This is a genomic window from Pseudomonas sp. NY15356, from assembly GCF_048068175.1.
In the GTDB taxonomy this organism is placed as follows: Bacteria; Pseudomonadota; Gammaproteobacteria; order Pseudomonadales; family Pseudomonadaceae; genus Aquipseudomonas; species Aquipseudomonas putida_K.
This window is the reverse complement of the sequence record NZ_JBLUPW010000035.1, coordinates 1-16,257: the sequence shown is the minus strand read 5'-3', so window position 1 is coordinate 16,257 and position 16,257 is coordinate 1. Positions and strand designations below refer to the sequence as shown.

Annotated in this window: 19 protein-coding genes; 1 reads left to right on the top strand and 18 read right to left on the bottom strand. The window is 64.3% G+C overall.

Features of this window, described 5'->3' with window-relative positions:
* Positions 1–62: 62 nt before the first annotated feature.
* The 18 genes from bamB to trmJ form a co-directional block, all read right to left on the bottom strand.
* Complete coding sequence (bamB, locus tag ACNFCI_RS21275; RefSeq protein ID WP_416768191.1) at positions 63–1,205, bottom strand: outer membrane protein assembly factor BamB; 1,143 nt, start codon at positions 1,203–1,205, stop codon at positions 63–65.
* Position 1,206: 1 nt separating this feature from the next.
* Positions 1,207–1,848, bottom strand: coding sequence for a tetratricopeptide repeat protein (locus ACNFCI_RS21270; RefSeq protein ID WP_084854593.1), 642 nt, complete (start codon positions 1,846–1,848; stop codon positions 1,207–1,209).
* A 40-nt stretch (positions 1,849–1,888) separates the two neighbouring features.
* A complete protein-coding gene (gene hisS / locus ACNFCI_RS21265; protein WP_084854594.1) occupies positions 1,889–3,178 on the bottom strand; it encodes a histidine--tRNA ligase in 1,290 nt (429 codons plus the stop codon).
* Between the two features lie 24 nt (positions 3,179–3,202).
* Positions 3,203–4,312, bottom strand: a complete 1,110-nt coding sequence (gene ispG / locus ACNFCI_RS21260) for a flavodoxin-dependent (E)-4-hydroxy-3-methylbut-2-enyl-diphosphate synthase (RefSeq protein WP_084854595.1) — start codon at positions 4,310–4,312, stop codon at positions 3,203–3,205.
* Positions 4,313–4,315: 3 nt separating this feature from the next.
* Positions 4,316–5,395, bottom strand: coding sequence for a RodZ domain-containing protein (locus ACNFCI_RS21255; RefSeq protein ID WP_416768176.1), 1,080 nt, complete (start codon positions 5,393–5,395; stop codon positions 4,316–4,318).
* Entirely contained in the window at positions 5,392–6,153 is a 762-nt protein-coding gene (pilW, locus tag ACNFCI_RS21250; protein ID WP_416768175.1) for a type IV pilus biogenesis/stability protein PilW, read from the bottom strand. Before pilW ends, ACNFCI_RS21255 begins: the two co-directional genes overlap by 4 nt.
* A gap of 12 nt (positions 6,154–6,165) precedes the next feature.
* Positions 6,166–7,311, bottom strand: coding sequence for a 23S rRNA (adenine(2503)-C(2))-methyltransferase RlmN (gene rlmN / locus ACNFCI_RS21245; RefSeq protein ID WP_084858484.1), 1,146 nt, complete (start codon positions 7,309–7,311; stop codon positions 6,166–6,168).
* A gap of 24 nt (positions 7,312–7,335) precedes the next feature.
* Positions 7,336–7,767 (bottom strand): nucleoside-diphosphate kinase, encoded by a 432-nt coding sequence (ndk, locus tag ACNFCI_RS21240; RefSeq protein WP_023382208.1) that lies wholly within the window; start codon positions 7,765–7,767, stop codon positions 7,336–7,338.
* A gap of 87 nt (positions 7,768–7,854) precedes the next feature.
* A complete protein-coding gene (iscX, locus tag ACNFCI_RS21235; protein ID WP_023382209.1) occupies positions 7,855–8,055 on the bottom strand; it encodes a Fe-S cluster assembly protein IscX in 201 nt (66 codons plus the stop codon).
* Between the two features lie 9 nt (positions 8,056–8,064).
* Positions 8,065–8,406, bottom strand: a complete 342-nt coding sequence (gene fdx, locus ACNFCI_RS21230; protein ID WP_084858485.1) for an ISC system 2Fe-2S type ferredoxin — start codon at positions 8,404–8,406, stop codon at positions 8,065–8,067.
* A gap of 3 nt (positions 8,407–8,409) precedes the next feature.
* Positions 8,410–10,272, bottom strand: coding sequence for a Fe-S protein assembly chaperone HscA (gene hscA / locus ACNFCI_RS21225; RefSeq protein WP_324814681.1), 1,863 nt, complete (start codon positions 10,270–10,272; stop codon positions 8,410–8,412).
* 43 nt (positions 10,273–10,315) lie between these two features.
* Positions 10,316–10,837 carry a co-chaperone HscB gene (gene hscB, locus ACNFCI_RS21220; protein WP_084858487.1) on the bottom strand — a complete coding sequence of 174 codons (522 nt, stop codon included), beginning with the start codon at positions 10,835–10,837 and terminating at the stop codon, positions 10,316–10,318.
* A gap of 8 nt (positions 10,838–10,845) precedes the next feature.
* The gene (gene iscA, locus ACNFCI_RS21215) at positions 10,846–11,169 is read right to left on the bottom strand and encodes an iron-sulfur cluster assembly protein IscA (RefSeq protein ID WP_084858488.1); all 324 of its coding nucleotides are present in this window, start codon (positions 11,167–11,169) and stop codon (positions 10,846–10,848) included.
* Between the two features lie 39 nt (positions 11,170–11,208).
* The gene (gene iscU / locus ACNFCI_RS21210; RefSeq protein ID WP_084858489.1) at positions 11,209–11,595 is read right to left on the bottom strand and encodes a Fe-S cluster assembly scaffold IscU; all 387 of its coding nucleotides are present in this window, start codon (positions 11,593–11,595) and stop codon (positions 11,209–11,211) included.
* Between the two features lie 46 nt (positions 11,596–11,641).
* Entirely contained in the window at positions 11,642–12,856 is a 1,215-nt protein-coding gene (locus ACNFCI_RS21205; protein WP_084858490.1) for an IscS subfamily cysteine desulfurase, read from the bottom strand.
* 42 nt (positions 12,857–12,898) lie between these two features.
* Positions 12,899–13,390, bottom strand: a complete 492-nt coding sequence (gene iscR, locus ACNFCI_RS21200; protein WP_084858491.1) for a Fe-S cluster assembly transcriptional regulator IscR — start codon at positions 13,388–13,390, stop codon at positions 12,899–12,901.
* 168 nt (positions 13,391–13,558) lie between these two features.
* A complete protein-coding gene (gene cysE, locus ACNFCI_RS21195) occupies positions 13,559–14,344 on the bottom strand; it encodes a serine O-acetyltransferase (protein WP_416768174.1) in 786 nt (261 codons plus the stop codon).
* Positions 14,345–14,350: 6 nt separating this feature from the next.
* Complete coding sequence (gene trmJ / locus ACNFCI_RS21190) at positions 14,351–15,121, bottom strand: tRNA (cytosine(32)/uridine(32)-2'-O)-methyltransferase TrmJ (protein WP_084858493.1); 771 nt, start codon at positions 15,119–15,121, stop codon at positions 14,351–14,353.
* A 150-nt stretch (positions 15,122–15,271) separates the two neighbouring features.
* Here trmJ and suhB point away from each other — a divergent pair, with 150 nt between their 5' ends.
* The gene (suhB, locus tag ACNFCI_RS21185) at positions 15,272–16,090 is read left to right on the top strand and encodes an inositol-phosphate phosphatase (protein WP_416768173.1); all 819 of its coding nucleotides are present in this window, start codon (positions 15,272–15,274) and stop codon (positions 16,088–16,090) included.
* Positions 16,091–16,257 lie beyond the last annotated feature (167 nt).

The following is a 16,257-nucleotide window of genomic DNA, read 5'->3' as shown; positions in this document are numbered from 1 at the left end:
CGGAGTTCGTGCGGCGCATCATGCGCCGCCGCTCGGGACCGAATGCGACCCCAAGCTTAGCTTCAGCGTAGGGTCAATGCCTCGAGCTTGCCGCTGTTGCCGAAGACGTAGATGGTGTCGCCGACCACCAGGGGCCGGGCGCGCAGTCCATCGCTGTCGATCTTCTCACGGCCGACGAAACGGCCATCGACCTGGCTGAGCAGGTGCAGGTAGCCTTCGAAGTCGCCCACGGCCACATAGCTGGAAAACACCTCCGGGGCCGACAACTGGCGGCGCGCCATGCTGTCGTTGCTCCACAGCGCGGTGGACGAACGCTCGTCGATGCTCTCGACGGTGCCCGACGCCTCGCTGACATAGACGTTGCCGAAGCCCTGGGCGACACCCACGTAGCTCGAAGCATCGCGCTGCCACAGCACGCGGCCGCTTTCCAGGTCCAGGCCAGCGACGCGGCCCTGGTAGGTGCTCACGTAGAGAGTGCCACCGGACAGCAGCAGGCCGCCGTCGATATCGACCACGCGATCCAGCTCGGACCGGCCCTGGGGGATGGCCACACGGCTTTCCCACACCGGTACGCCGTTGCGGATATCCACGGCGATCACCTTGCCCGAAGACAGGCCGGCAACGGCCAGGCGGTTGGTCACGACCGGCGCGCCGGTGCCACGCAGGGTCAGTACGGCCGGGGTGTTCTCGTAGATCCACAGGCGGTCGCCGGTCGCGGCATCCAGGCCGATCAGGCGATCGTCCTGGGTCTGTACCACGACTACGTCGCCATTGTTGGCCGGCGGTGCCAGCACCTCGCTGGTCACCTGCGAACGCCAGCGCTCTTCACCGGTGTTGGCATCCAGGGCGATCACCTCACCCTTGAGGGTGCCGAGCATGACCAGGCCGTAGCCAACGCCCACAGCGCCGGAAACCGGCAGGTCCAGGTCCTGCTTCCACACCACGTCGCCGTTGATGCGGTCCAGGGCCATGACCCGGCCGTTGACGTCCGAGGCATAGATGCGGTCGTTCTCGATGGCCGGTACCAGGGTGTTGTAGGTCTCGCCCTGGCCGTCACCGATCGAGCGGCTCCATTGCTTCTTGAGCACCACTTCCTCGGTGAACTTGGTCAGTTCGGCCGGGGGCAGTTCCTTCTTGCTGTTGCTGCTGCAACCTGCCGCCAGTACGGCCAGGGTCAACACTGCTGCTTGTTTCCAACCGATCACGTCAGGCGTCCCCTTTGGCCAGGTCATCCAGCTTCAGTTGCAGGCCACCGATCGCGGCGTCGTCAGACAGCGCGGCCTTGGCTTTTTCATAGGCGCCGTGGGCATCGTCGGCGCGACCCAGCTGGACCAGCAGGTCGCCTTTGAGCTCTTCGCGGCTGGCCTGGAAGGCCTTGTCGGTATCGCCATCGAGCAGCTTCAGGGCTTCCTCGGCCTTGTCCTGGGCAGCCAGGACGCGGGCCAGGCGCTGGCGCGAGATCTCGCCCAGGGTGGCATCGGCCGGCTTGTCCATCACGCCCTTGAGCTCAGCAGCGGCGTCGTCCAGCTTGCCGCTCTCGACCGCGACCTTGGCCACGAAGAGGCTGCCGTACTGGGCGTAGGCCGAACCACCGAACTCGCTCTTGAGCTTGCCGGACAGCTCCGCGACCTTGGCCGCGTCGGGCTGGCCGTTCGGCGTCAGGCTGGTTTCCAACAGGGCCTGGTACAAGGCCGAGGCGCCCTGGGACTGGTTGGTCTGGTATTTCTGCCAGGTCTGCCAGCCCATCACCACCGCGGCGGCCAGCAGGGCACCGGTCAGCAGCGGCTTGCCGTTGCGGTTCCACCAGTCCTTGGCTGCGGCCAGGCCTTCATCATCGGTACTCGACACCCCAATACTCCTTTTCAGCAATTCGGCTGGTTGGTCCGCTTCACGCCGGGGCGAAAGCGGCTTGCAGATGCTCGGCCAGAGCATCCCAGGCAATGTTCTGTTGTTCGCCCTGGCCACGCAGGGGCTTGACGCCAATCACGCGCTGCGCGAGCTCGTCGTCGCCGAGGATCAGGGCGAACAGCGCCCCACTCTTGTCGGCCTTCTTGAATTGGCTCTTGAAGCTGCCGCCACCAGCGTTGACCGCCAGGCGCAGGCCCGGCAGGCGATCGCGCAGGGTCTCGGACAGGCGCAGGCCTGCGAGCTCGGCCTGCTCGCCGAAGGCGCACAGGTACACATCGATCTGGCGGCTGATGGACTCAGGCACCTTGCCCAGGGTCTCGAGCAGCAGGATCAGACGCTCGATGCCCATGGCGAAGCCCACGCCCGGAGTCGGCTTGCCGCCCATCTGCTCGACCAGGCCATCGTAGCGGCCACCGGCGCAGACGGTGCCCTGGGCCCCGAGCTTGTCGGTGACCCACTCGAACACGGTCTTGCTGTAGTAGTCCAGGCCACGAACCAGCTTGGTGTTGATCACGAACGGAATGCCGGCGGCATCCAGGCGGGCCTTGAGGCCCTCGAAGTGCACGCGGGATTCTTCGTCCAGGTAGTCCTCGAGCTTCGGTGCGTCGACCAGCACCGCCTGGGTGCCCTGGTCCTTGCTGTCGAGGATGCGCAGCGGGTTGCTCTTGAGGCGGCGCTGGCTGTCTTCGTCCAGTTGCTCGAGGCGAGCCGAGAGGAACTCGACCAGCGCGTCACGGTAGCGCGCGCGGGCTTCGCTGGTGCCCAGGCTGTTGAGCTCGAGCTTGACCGCGTCCTGGATGCCGAGCAAGCCCCACAGACGCCAGGTCAGCATGATCAGCTCGGCATCGACATCGGGCCCTTCCAGGTTGAACACTTCCACGCCGATCTGGTGGAACTGGCGGTAGCGGCCCTTCTGCGGGCGCTCGTGGCGGAACATCTGGCCGATGTACCAGAGCTTCTGCACCTGGCCGTTGCCGGTGATGCCATGCTCGAGCACGGCGCGCACGCAGGCGGCGGTGCCTTCGGGGCGCAGGGTCAGCGAGTCTCCGTTGCGGTCCTCGAAGGTGTACATCTCTTTTTCGACGATGTCGGTGACTTCACCGATGGAGCGCTTGAACAGCTCGGTGAACTCGACGATCGGCGTGCGGATCTGGCTGTAGCCGTAGGTGTCCAGCAGGCCGGCCACGGTGCCCTCGAAGTAGCGCCACAAGGGCGACTGCTCGGGCAGGATGTCGTTCATGCCACGGATGGCTTGCAGCGATTTGCTCACGAAAAATCCTTACGAATCTGGGTATCAGCCACGGGCGATCAGCGCCGCGTCGGCCTCGGCCTTTTCGGCCGCTTTCTGGCGGATGAGTTTTTCCAGCTCATCGACCAGGTTGTCATTGGTCAGCTTCTGCGACGGCTTGCCATCGATGTAGACCAGGTTCGGCGTACCGCCGGTCAGCCCCACGTGGGACTCCTTGGCTTCGCCCGGCCCGTTGACCACGCAGCCGATCACGGCCACGTCCATCGGCACCAGCAGGTCTTCCAGGCGCCCTTCCAGCTCGTTCATGGTCTTGACCACATCGAAGTTCTGCCGCGAGCAGCTGGGGCAGGCGATGAAGTTGATGCCACGTGAGCGCAGGTGCAGCGACTTGAGAATGTCGTAGCCGACCTTCACTTCCTCGACCGGGTCGGCGGCCAGGGAAATGCGGATGGTATCGCCGATGCCTTCGGCCAGCAGCATACCGAGGCCGACGGCGGATTTCACCGTCCCCGAACGCAGGCCACCGGCTTCGGTGATGCCCAGGTGCAACGGCTGGACGATCTGCTTGGCCAGCAGACGGTAGGCTTCGACAGCCATGAATACGTCGGAGGCCTTGACGCTGACCTTGAAGTCCTGGAAGTCCAGGCGGTCGAGATGCTCGACGTGGCGCAGGGCCGACTCGACCAGTGCCGCCGGGGTCGGCTCGCCGTATTTCTTCTGCAGGTCCTTTTCCAGGGAGCCGGCGTTGACGCCGATGCGGATCGGGATGCCGCGGTCACGGGCGGCATCGACCACCGCGCGCACACGGTCTTCGCGGCCGATGTTGCCCGGGTTGATACGCAGGCAGTCGACCCCCAGCTCGGCCACGCGCAGGGCAATGCGGTAGTCGAAATGGATGTCGGCGACCAGTGGCACGCTGACCTGCTGCTTGATGCGGCCGAACGCCTCGGCGGCGTCCATGTCCGGCACCGAGACACGGACGATATCGACGCCGGCATCGACCAGGCGCTGGATCTGCGCCACGGTGGCCGCGACATCGTTGGTGTCGGTGTTGGTCATGCTCTGCACCGCGATGGGCGCATCGCCGCCCACCGGTACATTGCCGACCCAGATCTTCCGGGATTCGCGACGTTTGATCGGAGATTCGCCGTGCATGACTTACTGTCCCAACTTCAGGCGAGCGGTCTCGCCACTGGTGAACGGAGCTACATCGACCGCTTGGCCGTTGTAGCTGACCTGTGCGCCACGGGCGAAGCCCAGGCGCACTGCGAACGGAGGCTTGCCGCTCAGGTCGAGGCTGTCGCCCTTGCGCTTGATCGCGCTGAAGAGCACCTTGCCGTTGCCGTCGGTGACCTGGGTCCAGCAATCGGCGGTGAACTGGATCTGTACCTTGCCGCTGCCGGCCGGGATTTCGGCCGGGGCAGCCTGGGGCGTGGTTGCAGCCGCAACAACGGGGGCAACCGGGGTGGCCGGGGCAGTTGGCGCGGTGGCGGCAGCAGCGGGCGCACTGGGGGCCGGCGCGACCGGGGTGGCTGGTGGCGTCGAGGCCGCCGGGGCTGCGGCTTCGGCCGGTGCCGGGGCTACCGCCGGCGCGGCGGGCGCAGGCGTGGCAGCCGGCTCGGCCGGCGTCGCGCTGGCGCTGCCGGCCTCTGGCGCCGCAGCGCTTTCGGCTTGGTCCAGCGGCAGCGGTGCAGCTTCAGGTTGTTGGCCCGCGGTCACCGCCTGGTCTTCAGGCTCGTCCAGTGGGTGGATCTGGGTGGTGCCGTCGGCGCTTTCGACTTCGACATGTTCCAGGGCCATCTTGGCCAGGTCCTTGCCGCGCAGGCTGCTCTGGTCCTGCCACCAGAAGAAGCCACCGCCGACCACGACCACCAGCAGCAACAGGCTGACACCGCGCAGGATATTGTGCGAAAGGCGCACCGGCTCTTCGATACGGCCCAGCGAATGAACCTCGCTGCCCTTGGCATGGGTGCCGGTGTATTGGTCGAAGGCCTCGACCAGCGGCGCCTGGTCCATGTCCATCAGCTTGGCATAGGCACGGATATAGCCGCGGGCGAAGGTATGCCCCGGCAGCTTGTCGAAGGCGCCGTTTTCCAGATTGTTCAACGAACTTACCGTGAGGTTGAGCTTGCGGGCCACCTCGGCTTGCGACCACGCCCGGTTCTCGCGGGCCTGGCGCAAGACCTCACCGGGATTCTGGCGAGTCGCTGCTGCTACTTCGGGGTGCGCGGCTTTCATCGTTGCTCCGACAGGTATTGCTGATATTCCGGCGTACCGGGATAAAGTCGTTGTAGTTGCTGGCCCAGCTCTGCCACGGTGCCCGGCTCATCGAAGGCCCTGGCAAGGCGGCTGCCCAACAGCAGGCTTCGGGCATTCGCGTCGCTCAGCTGGCTGAAACGATCGTAGTAGTCCCGGGCCGGCACATAATGCCTGTTTTCGTAGGACAACTCAGCCATTTCCAGCAACGCTTTCGGTTGCCGAGGGTCGAGTTGCAGGGCCTTGCCCAGGTATTCGCGTGCCTGATCGCGATGCTCGAGCTTCAGGGCTACCAGGCCTAGGTTCTCATAGACCCGCGAGCGCTCAGGATACAGGGTATCGGCCGCGGCTTGGCGAAACATCTGCTGGGCCTGGCGAAATTGCCCCTGAGCATAAAGGAAACTGCCGTAGTTGTTGCGAATTCGTGTGTCGCCCGGGCGGGCCGACAGGGCCTTGCGAAAGTGCGTCTCGGCCAAGGCCGGCTCGCCTTCGGCCTGGAACACCAGGGCCAGGGCGGCGTGGGCATCGGCGTCATTGCCGTCGAGCGCCAGGGCCTTGACCAGCGGCGCCTTGGCCTGCCCGGTCAAACCTTGTTGCAAATAACCCAGGCCCAACTGCACGTAGGCCCGCCCTGCTTCCACCCGCCCCTGGCGACTGGCCAGGGGGTCGCCCGCGCCACCGGACACGCAGCCGGCCAGCAGCGAAAGCGTCAGGATCGACAGCGCGGCGCGCAGGGTCATGGCCGGGTCCTGTCAGTGGCGCACGGCGTTGTCTTGGAGCTCCGCGTCGGCGCTCAGCTGGCGCACGGCGATGTAGCGCTCGCTACGACGGGTGCGGTCCATGACCTGGCCCACCAGCTGGCCACAGGCAGCGTCGATGTCCTCGCCGCGGGTGGTACGGGTGGTGACGTTGAAGCCGCCGTGGTGCAGCAGGTCCTGGAAGCGGCGGATGGCGTTGTTGCTCGGCCGCTCGTAGCCCGAATGCGGGAACGGGTTGAACGGGATCAGGTTGATCTTGCACGGCACGTCGCGCAGCAGCTCGATCATCTGCGCCGCATGCTCGGGCTGGTCGTTGACGTCCTTGAGCAGGGTGTACTCGACGGTCAGCACGCGCTTGCCACCCAGGGTGGACATGTAGCGCATGCACGAGTCCAGCAGGACCTTGAGCGGGTACTTCTTGTTGATCGGAACCAGCTGGTTGCGCAGTTCGTCGTTCGGCGCATGCAGCGACAGCGCAAGCGACACGTCGATGTGCTTGGCCAGTTCGTCGATCATTGGCACCACGCCCGAGGTGGACAGCGTGACGCGGCGCTTGGAAATGCCATAGCCCAGATCTTCCATCATGATCTTCATGGCGGCGATGACATTGTCGAAATTCAGCAGCGGTTCGCCCATGCCCATCATGACCACGTTGGTGATGGCGCGGTCGATCTTGGCCGGGACGGTACCGAAGGATTTGTTGGCAAGCCACACCTGGCCGATCACTTCGGCGGCGGTGAGGTTGCTGTTGAAGCCCTGCTTGCCGGTGGAGCAGAAACTGCAGTCCAGGGCGCAGCCGGCTTGCGACGAGACACACAGGGTGCCGCGGTCGTCGGTGGGGATGTAGACGGTCTCGACGCAGCTGCCGGAGGCAACGCGGACCACCCACTTGCGGGTACCGTCGGCGGAAATGTCTTCGCTGACCACCTCTGGCCCCCGAATCTCGGCAACGGCCTCGAGCTTTTCGCGCAAGGCCTTGCCGACATTGGTCATGGCGGCGAAATCATCGACGCCGAAGTGGTGAATCCATTTCATGACCTGACCGGCACGAAAACGCTTCTCTCCGATGGACTCGAAGAATTTTTCCATTTCCTGAAGGGTCAGGCCCAACAGGTTGATCTTGCCAGTCATGTCACTCATGGAATCACCCAAGACCTGCTTCGCTTAGCGAATGCGGTCGCACAGCTCGGTAGCGGAGAAGAAGTAAGCGATTTCGCGGGCAGCCGAAGCTTCCGAGTCGGAACCGTGAACAGCGTTCTCGTCGATGGAAACGGCGAAGTCGGCGCGGATGGTGCCGGCAGCAGCTTCTTTCGGGTTGGTGGCGCCCATCAGTTCGCGGTTGGCCAGGACGGCGTTTTCGCCTTCCAGAACCTGAACGATGACAGGGCCCGAAGTCATGAAGGCAACCAGGTCGGCGAAGAAGCCGCGCTCTTTGTGCTCAGCGTAGAAGCCTTCGGCCTCGGCCTTGGACAGTTGCTTCATCTTCGAAGCGACGACGCGCAGGCCGGCTTTTTCGAAGCGAGTGGTGATCTCGCCGATGACGTTCTTGGCAACGGCGTCAGGCTTGATGATGGAGAAGGTACGTTGAACAGCCATGGATAACTCCAAAATTGAGTGTTGCGAAAAATTAAACCCGCGAATTATACGCGGGTTCCAGGGGATTGCCTAACCTGCAGGTGACGCTCAGTCAGCTTCTTCGATCCAGGCCGCCTGGATGGCCTCGAGCACTTTCTCACCGCCGCGTGACGGATCGTCGCTGAATTCTGGCAAGGCCAGTACCCAGCGGTGCAGATCGACGAAATTCACATAACGAGGATCGACGTCCGGCTTGCTTTCCGCAAGCTGGATGGCGATCTCAAGTACATCAATCCATTTCAGGCTCATGCTGGAACCTCAGTGCGGCGCTTCGGCGGCGTGGTTGAGCGAATATTTGGGGATCTCGATCGTCAGGTCTTCGTCGCCGACGATCACCTGGCAGGCCAGGCGCGATTGCGCTTCCAGGCCCCAGGCCTTGTCCAGCATATCCTCTTCCAGCTCATCGGCTTCTTCCAGCGAGTCGAAACCCTCGCGGACGATGCAGTGGCAGGTGGTGCAGGCGCAAACGCCACCGCAGGCGCTTTCCATCTCGATGTGATGCTCATGGGCCAGCTCCAGGATGTTGGTGCCTGGCTCCACCTCTACCACCAGCCCCTCCGGGCAGAACTTCTCGTGCGGCAGGAAAATCACCTGGGGCATCGGTTACTCCTCGATCTCATTCAGGTTGCGCCCGGCCAGTGCGGCTTTGACCGTCGAATCAAGGCGACGGGCGGCAAAAGCATCGGTCACCTGCGACAGACGCTTGGTCTGCTGCTCGATGGCCGCGCCATCGGTGCCGGTGAGCAAATCACGCAATTCTTGCATCTGGTACTCGATCGCCTCGCGCTCCTCGGCGCTGAGCAACCGCTCGCCGTCGGCATCCAGGGCGCCCTGCACCGCCTCGAGCAGGCGCTCGCCGTCAACCTGGTGCTCACGCAGCTGGCGCGCCTGCTTGTCGGAGCCGGCGTGCTCGAAGGAATCTTTGAGCATGCGGGCGATCTCGCCATCGGTCAGGCCATAGGACGGCTTGACCTGGATGCTCGATTCCACGCCAGAGCCCAGTTCGCGGGCCGAGACGCTGAGCAGGCCGTCGGCATCGACCTGGAAGGTGACGCGGATCTTCGCCGCGCCGGCGACCATGGCCGGAATGCCGCGCAGTTCGAAGCGCGCCAGGGAGCGGCAGTCGCTGATCAGCTCGCGCTCGCCCTGCAGGACGTGGATCATCATGGCCGACTGGCCATCTTTATAGGTGGTGAACTCCTGGGCGCGGGCCACCGGGATGGTGGTATTGCGCGGAATCACCTTTTCCATCAACCCGCCCATGGTCTCCAGGCCCAGGGACAGCGGGATGACGTCCAGCAGCAACAGCTCGCCACCCTCACGACGGTTGCCGGCCAGGGTGTCGGCCTGGATCGCGGCGCCGATGGCCACCACCTGGTCCGGGTCGATCGACGTCAGCGGGGTACGGCCGAACAGCCCACCTACGGCCTCGCGCACGCGCGGGACGCGGGTCGAACCGCCCACCATCACCACGGCCCCCACCTCTTCGAGCTCGACACCGCTGTCGCGCACGGCGCGGCGGCAGGCCTTGAGGCTGCGGGCGACCAGTGGTTCGATCAGGGCTTCGAAAGCGGCGCGGGTCAGCTCACCCTGCCAGGTGCCGTGGCGTACGCTGACCACGTCGGCGTCGGTCAAGGCTTCCTTGGCGGCACAGGCGGCTTGCAGCAGCTGGCGCTGGGCGCTGGGGTCGAGGTCGGACGACAACCCGGCCTGCTCGACGATCCAGCCAGCGATGGCGTGGTCGAAGTCATCGCCCCCCAGGGCGGTGTCGCCACCGGTGGCCAGCACTTCGAAGACGCCCGCAGTCAGGCGCAGGATGGAAATGTCGAAGGTACCGCCACCCAGGTCATAGATAGCCACCACGCCCTCGGCCTTCTCATCCAGGCCATAGGCCACGGCAGCAGCGGTCGGCTCGTTGAGCAGGCGCAGTACGTTGAGGCCGGCCAGGCGTGCGGCATCCTTGGTGGCCTGGCGCTGGGCGTCATCGAAATAGGCCGGCACGGTGATCACTGCGCCCACCAGTTCGCCGCCGAGGGTTTGCTCGGCACGCTGGCGCAACACCTTGAGAATGTCGGCGGACACCTCCACCGGGCTCTTCGGCCCCTGGACGGTGTCGATGAACGGCATGTGCGACTCGCCACCGACGAAGCGGTACGGCAGCTGTTCGCCCAGCTGCTTGACGTCGGCCAGGCCGCGTCCCATCAGGCGCTTGACCGACAAGATGGTGTTCAGCGGGTCGCTGGAAGCCGCTTCGCGGGCCGCCAGGCCTACGTCGATGCCGCCGTCGAGGTAACGTACCGCCGAGGGCAGGATGACATTACCCTGCGCATCGGGCAGCGGTTCGCTGCGACCGCTGCGTACGGCGGCGACCAGGGAATTGGTGGTGCCCAGGTCAATCCCCACCGCCAGGCGGCGCTGGTGCGGTTGGGGGCTTTGACCGGGTTCGGCGATCTGCAGTAGGGCCATGCTTATCTGAGTACCTTAGGCGTTGTCACGTGCAACGCCGGGGTTAATCGTCGAGGCGCTCTTCGAGTTGGCGCACTTCCTGGGCGAGCTTGTCGAGGAACTGCATGCGGCGCATCAGGCGCTCTGCCCTGTCACGCTCGGCAGCCACATCCCAGCAGGCGGCGAAATCCTCGTTCAACGCCTCCTGGGCGGCCTTCAGGCGCTTCTTGAAGACAGCGACACCGTCGAGGTCGGCTTCGTCCTGCAGCTCTTCGAGTTCTTCGCGCCACTGCATCTGCTGCAGCAGGAAGTCCGGGTCGTGGACCGTGACTTCCTGGGGCACTTCGTGGCCGCCGATGGCCAGCAGGTAGCGGGCACGCCGTGGGGCGCTGCGCAGGGTCTGGTAGGCCTCGTTGAGGGCCGCGGACTTCTCCAGCGCGACACGCTGCTCGCGTTCGGAGGCATCGGCGAAGCGGTCCGGGTGGACCTCGCGGGCCAGCTCGCGATAGCGCGTGGCCAGCTTGTCGAGGTCCAGACGGAAGCCGGGTTGCAGGTCAAACAGGGCGAAATGGCAAGGAGTACCCACGTCAAGCCTCAGACATTGAAGCTTTCGCCGCAGCCACATTCACCGCGCACGTTGGGGTTGTTGAACTTGAAGCCTTCGTTCAACCCTTCCTTGACGAAGTCCAGCTCGGTGCCGTCGAGGTAGACCAGGCTCTTGGGGTCGATGATGACCTTCACGCCATGGTTCTCGAAGACCTGGTCTTCGGCCGCCACTTCATCGACGAACTCCAGCACATAGGCCAGGCCCGAGCAGCCGGTGGTGCGCACGCCCAGGCGGATGCCCTCGCCCTTGCCGCGCCCTTCGAGGGAACGCCGCACGTGGTTGGCGGCGGCTTCTGTCATGCTGATAGCCATCGGAACTCTTTCCTCAACTTCAGTTAGCGCACACGCGTCTTAGACCAAGCCTTTCTTCTGCTTGTAGTCGCGAACAGCGGCCTTGATGGCATCTTCCGCGAGTACCGAGCAGTGGATCTTGACCGGCGGCAACGCCAGCTCTTCGGCCAACTGGGTGTTCTTGATGGTCTCGGCTTCGTCCAGGGTCTTGCCCTTCATCCACTCGGTGGCCAGGGAGCTGGAGGCGATGGCCGAGCCACAACCGTAGGTCTTGAACTTGGCATCTTCGATGATGCCCTGCTCGTTGACCTTGATCTGCAGGCGCATGACGTCGCCGCAGGCCGGCGCGCCGACCATGCCGGTACCGACATCCGGGTCGTCGGCGTTCATCTTGCCGACGTTGCGCGGGTTTTCGTAGTGGTCGATGACCTTTTCACTGTATGCCATGGTGCAATTCCTTCCTCATCAGGGAGCCGCTCTTGCCGGCGACTGCTTAGTGGGCGGCCCACTCGATCTTGGAGATGTCGACGCCGTCTTTGTACATGTCCCACAGCGGCGACAATTCGCGCAGTTTGTTCACTGCCTCGCAGACTTTCTGCGCGGCGTAGTCGACTTCTTCCTCGGTGGTGAAGCGACCGAAGGAGAAGCGGATCGAGCTGTGCGCCAGCTCGTCGTTGCGGCCCAAGGCGCGCAGCACGTAGGACGGCTCGAGCGAAGCGGAGGTGCAGGCCGAGCCGGACGATACGGCGATGTCCTTGAGCGACATCAGCAGCGACTCGCCTTCGACGTAGTTGAAGCTCAGGTTCAGGTTGTGCGGCACGCGAGCAGTGCGGCTGCCGTTGACGTACAGTTCCTCGAGGTTGGAAACCTGCTCGAAGAAGCGGTCGCTCAGGGCCTTGATGCGCACGTTCTCGGCGGCCATTTCCTGCTTGGCGATGGCGAAGGCCTCGCCCATGCCGACGATCTGGTGGGTCGGCAGGGTACCCGAACGCATGCCGCGCTCATGGCCACCGCCATGGATGATGGCTTCCAGGCGTACGCGCGGCTTACGGCTGACGTACAGCGCGCCGATACCTTTCGGGCCATAGACCTTGTGCGCCGAGAACGACATCAGGTCGACCTTCAGCTTCTGCAGGTCGATCTCGACCTTGCCAGCGGACTGGGCGGCATCGACGTGGAACAGCACACCGCGCGAGCGGGTCAGTTCACCGATGGCGGCGATGTCATTGATCGAGCCGACCTCGTTGTTCACGTGCATCAGCGAGACCAGGATGGTGTCTTCACGCAGGGCCGCCTCGACCATGGCCGGGGTGACGATGCCGTCTTCACCGGGCTCGAGGTAGGTGACTTCGAAACCTTCGCGCTCGAGCTGGCGAGCGGTATCCAGGACCGCCTTGTGCTCGATCTTGGAGGTGATGATGTGCTTGCCCTTGGTCTGATAGAAGTGCGCCACGCCCTTGAGGGCGAGGTTGTCGGACTCGGTGGCACCGCTGGTCCAGACGATCTCGCGCGGGTCGGCGTTGATCAGCTCGGCAACCTGGCGACGGCCGTTCTCGACGGCTTCCTCGGCCTTCCAGCCGAACACGTGGGAACGGGAGGCCGGGTTACCGAAGTTCCCGTCGACCAGCAGGCAGTCGGCCATCTTCTGGGCGACGCGCGGATCGACCGGAGTGGTCGCGGAGTAATCGAGGTAGATCGGCAACTTCATTGGGTATCTCCTATCAGGCGGTGGCGTCGCTCGTCGCTGCGATCAGTCGACGGCGGACGTCTCAATCTTGTCCATCCGGGCGGTACGGCCCGAGACGCGGCGCAGGTCCTGGCGGTGGGCGACTTCCTGCACCTCACGGCGCTCGACCAGGTCGGCCAGGCTGATGCCGCTGAGGAACTCATGGATCTGCTGGCTGAGGTCGCACCACAGGTGGTGGGTCAGGCAGGTGTCGCCGGCGTGACAGTCCCCCAGGCCCTGGCAACGGGTGGCATCGACCGATTCGTTGACCGCGTCGATGACCTGGGCCACCTGGATGGTTTCCATGCCCCGCGACAGCTGGTAGCCGCCGCCCGGGCCGCGCACGCTGGAAACCAGGCTGCCGCGGCGCAGCTTGGCGAACAGCTGTTCCAGATAAGAAAGGGAAATGCCCTGGCGCTCGGAAATGTCGGCCAAAGACACCGGCCCATGCTGCGCATGCAACGCCAGGTCAAGCATGGCGGTCACGGCATATCGGCCTTTGGTAGTCAGTCGCATGGCTAATGGGTACCACGGGAGTTACAGGATGTGTGCGAGTATGCGATTCCCGAGCATTTAAGTCAACTATTAGACCTAGTGCTTTAGTCGGGTATGCATCGGGGAGGCGGGCGCGAGTCTAACAGACCAGGGGCGTGAGCACACGCCCCATATCTCATCACGCCGTAATCAATGCGCCTGGGTGTCGCTCTGCGCGGTCTGCTTGACCTCGACGAAATCTTCCTCGGGCAGTGCGGGCAGTTCCTTGCCGCAATAGTCGCTGCCCAGCTTGGTCAACGCACCGCACATGCCTTCGAGCCGTTCGTCGACCGCCTGCAGGTGATCGAGCATCTGGCCGATGGCGCGGGCCACCGGGTCGGGCATGTCGCCACTGACACCGTAGGCATCGAAGCCGATCTTCTCGGCCATGGCCTTGCGCTTGGCCTCGACCTCGCTGTCTTCGGTCTTGACGATGATCCGCCCCGGAATCCCCACCGCCGTGGCCCCGGCAGGCACCGCCTTGGTCACCACGGCATTGGAGCCGATCTTGGCCCCGGCACCGACGGTGAACGGGCCGAGCACCTTGGCCCCCGCCCCGACCACCACGCCGTTCTCCAGGGTCGGGTGGCGCTTGCCCTTGTTCCAGCTGGTGCCGCCCAGGGTCACGCCCTGGTACAGGGTGACATCGTCACCGATCTCGGCGGTCTCGCCGATGACGATGCCCATGCCGTGGTCGATGAAGAAACGCCGGCCGATGGTGGCACCGGGGTGGATTTCGATACCGGTCAGCCAGCGGCCGAAGTTCGACACCAGGCGCGCCAGCCACTTGAACTCGCGCACCCACAAGGCATGGCCCAGGCGGTGCAGCCAGATGGCATGCATGCCCGGGTAGCAGGTCAGCACCTCGAAGGCATTGCGCGCCGCCGGGTCACGATGGAATACGCTCTGGATATCTTCGCGCAGACGTTCGAACATCTTTTTCTAGTCCTTCCGCTTATGCGGCTCGCCCCGTGCGACTTTCTGGGTCTCGGTGAGGATGCCGCGCAAAATGCTCATTTCCGAACGATTGACCGAACTGCGCCCATAGAGCCGGCGCAGGCGCGGCATCAGGTGCTTGGGCTTCTCCGGGTCAAGGAAGCCGATCTGCACCAGGGTTTTTTCCAGGTGCTCGTAGAACAGCTCCATCTCGTCCATGGTCGCCAGCTCGCCGCTGCGCAGCGAGTTGGCTTCGAACTTCTCGACCTTCGTCGGCGCGCCCTGGGCCGCCAGCCAGGCCATGCGCACCTCGTAGGAGAGCACCTGGACCGCCGCGGCGAGGTTCAGCGAACTGAAGTCGGGGTTCGAGGGAATGTGCACGTGGAAGTGACATCGCTGCAGCTCTTCGTTGGTCAGGCCGGCGTGCTCGCGACCGAACACAAGGGCGATTTCCTCACCGACGCCGGCATGCTCGACGACCTTGGCACCGCATTCGCGGGGGTCGAGCAACGGCCAGGGGATGCTGCGCTCGCGGGCACTGGTGCCGATCGCCAGGCTGCAGCCGACCAATGCTTCTTCGAGGCTGTCGACGACCTGGGCGTTGTCCAGCACATCATCGGCGCCGGACGCGCGCGCCGTGGCATCCACGGCAGGGAAATCCAGAGGCTGGACCAGCACCAGGCGCGACAGGCCCATGTTTTTCATGGCACGTGCAGCGCCGCCGATATTGCCGGGGTGGCTGGTATTGACCAGAACAACACGAATATTCTGCAACAAGGTGTTGAGCTCACGGATGTGGATAACAGGGCAAACGATCTTACAGAAGCGACGGACGTAACGCCACGAAAGCACATGTCACCCTTCTGCCGAAGCAGATTTCTGATAGACTATGCGGCTTTCCTCTTTAACATCCCAGGTGAAACGCCCATGCAGCCTATGCTGAATATCGCCCTGCGCGCCGCTCGCAGCGCCAGTGAATTGATTTTCCGCTCCATCGAACGCCTGGACAGCATCAAAGTCGACGAGAAAGAAGCCAAGGACTACGTGTCCGAGGTTGACCGCGCCGCCGAGCAGACCATCGTCAACGCCCTGCGCAAGGCCTACCCGAACCACTCCATCCAGGGTGAAGAAACCGGCCTGCACGCCGGTACCGGTGAAGAAGGCAAGGACTACCTGTGGATCATCGACCCACTGGACGGCACCACCAACTTCCTGCGTGGCGTTCCTCACTTTGCGGTCAGCATCGCCTGCAAATACCGCGGCCGCCTCGAGCATGCCGTCATCGTCGACCCGGTTCGCCAGGAAGAATTCACCGCCAGCCGCGGTCGCGGCGCCCAGCTCAACGGTCGTCGCCTGCGCGTCAGCTCGCGCACCAGCCTGGAAGGCGCCCTGCTGGGTACCGGTTTCCCGTTCCGTGACAACCAGATGGCCGACCTGGACAACTACCTGGGCATGTTCCGCGCGCTGACCGGCCAGACCGCCGGCATCCGCCGCGCCGGTTCCGCCAGCCTGGACCTGGCCTACGTGGCTGCCGGCCGCTTCGACGCCTTCTGGGAGTCGGGCCTGTCCGAGTGGGACATGGCTGCAGGCGTGCTGCTGATCCAGGAAGCCGGTGGCCTGGTGAGCGACTTCAATGGTGGCCACAACTTCCTTGAGAAGGGCCACATCGTCGCGGGCAACATCAAGTGCTTCAAGGCTGTGTTGACGGCGATCCAGCCGCACCTGCCCGAGTACATGAAGCGCTAATCGCTGCGTACCTGCCACAAAAAAGCCCGCAGCGATGCGGGCTTTTTTGTGGCCGTTGTCCCGTCCTGAATAAGGTTTACACCTCCTATCCCGATTTTCCGGAGAGCTAGATGGAGCAAGGTGTAAAGCGCACGCAGCGAGATTACTCGCTGTCTTTTAAATTGGCT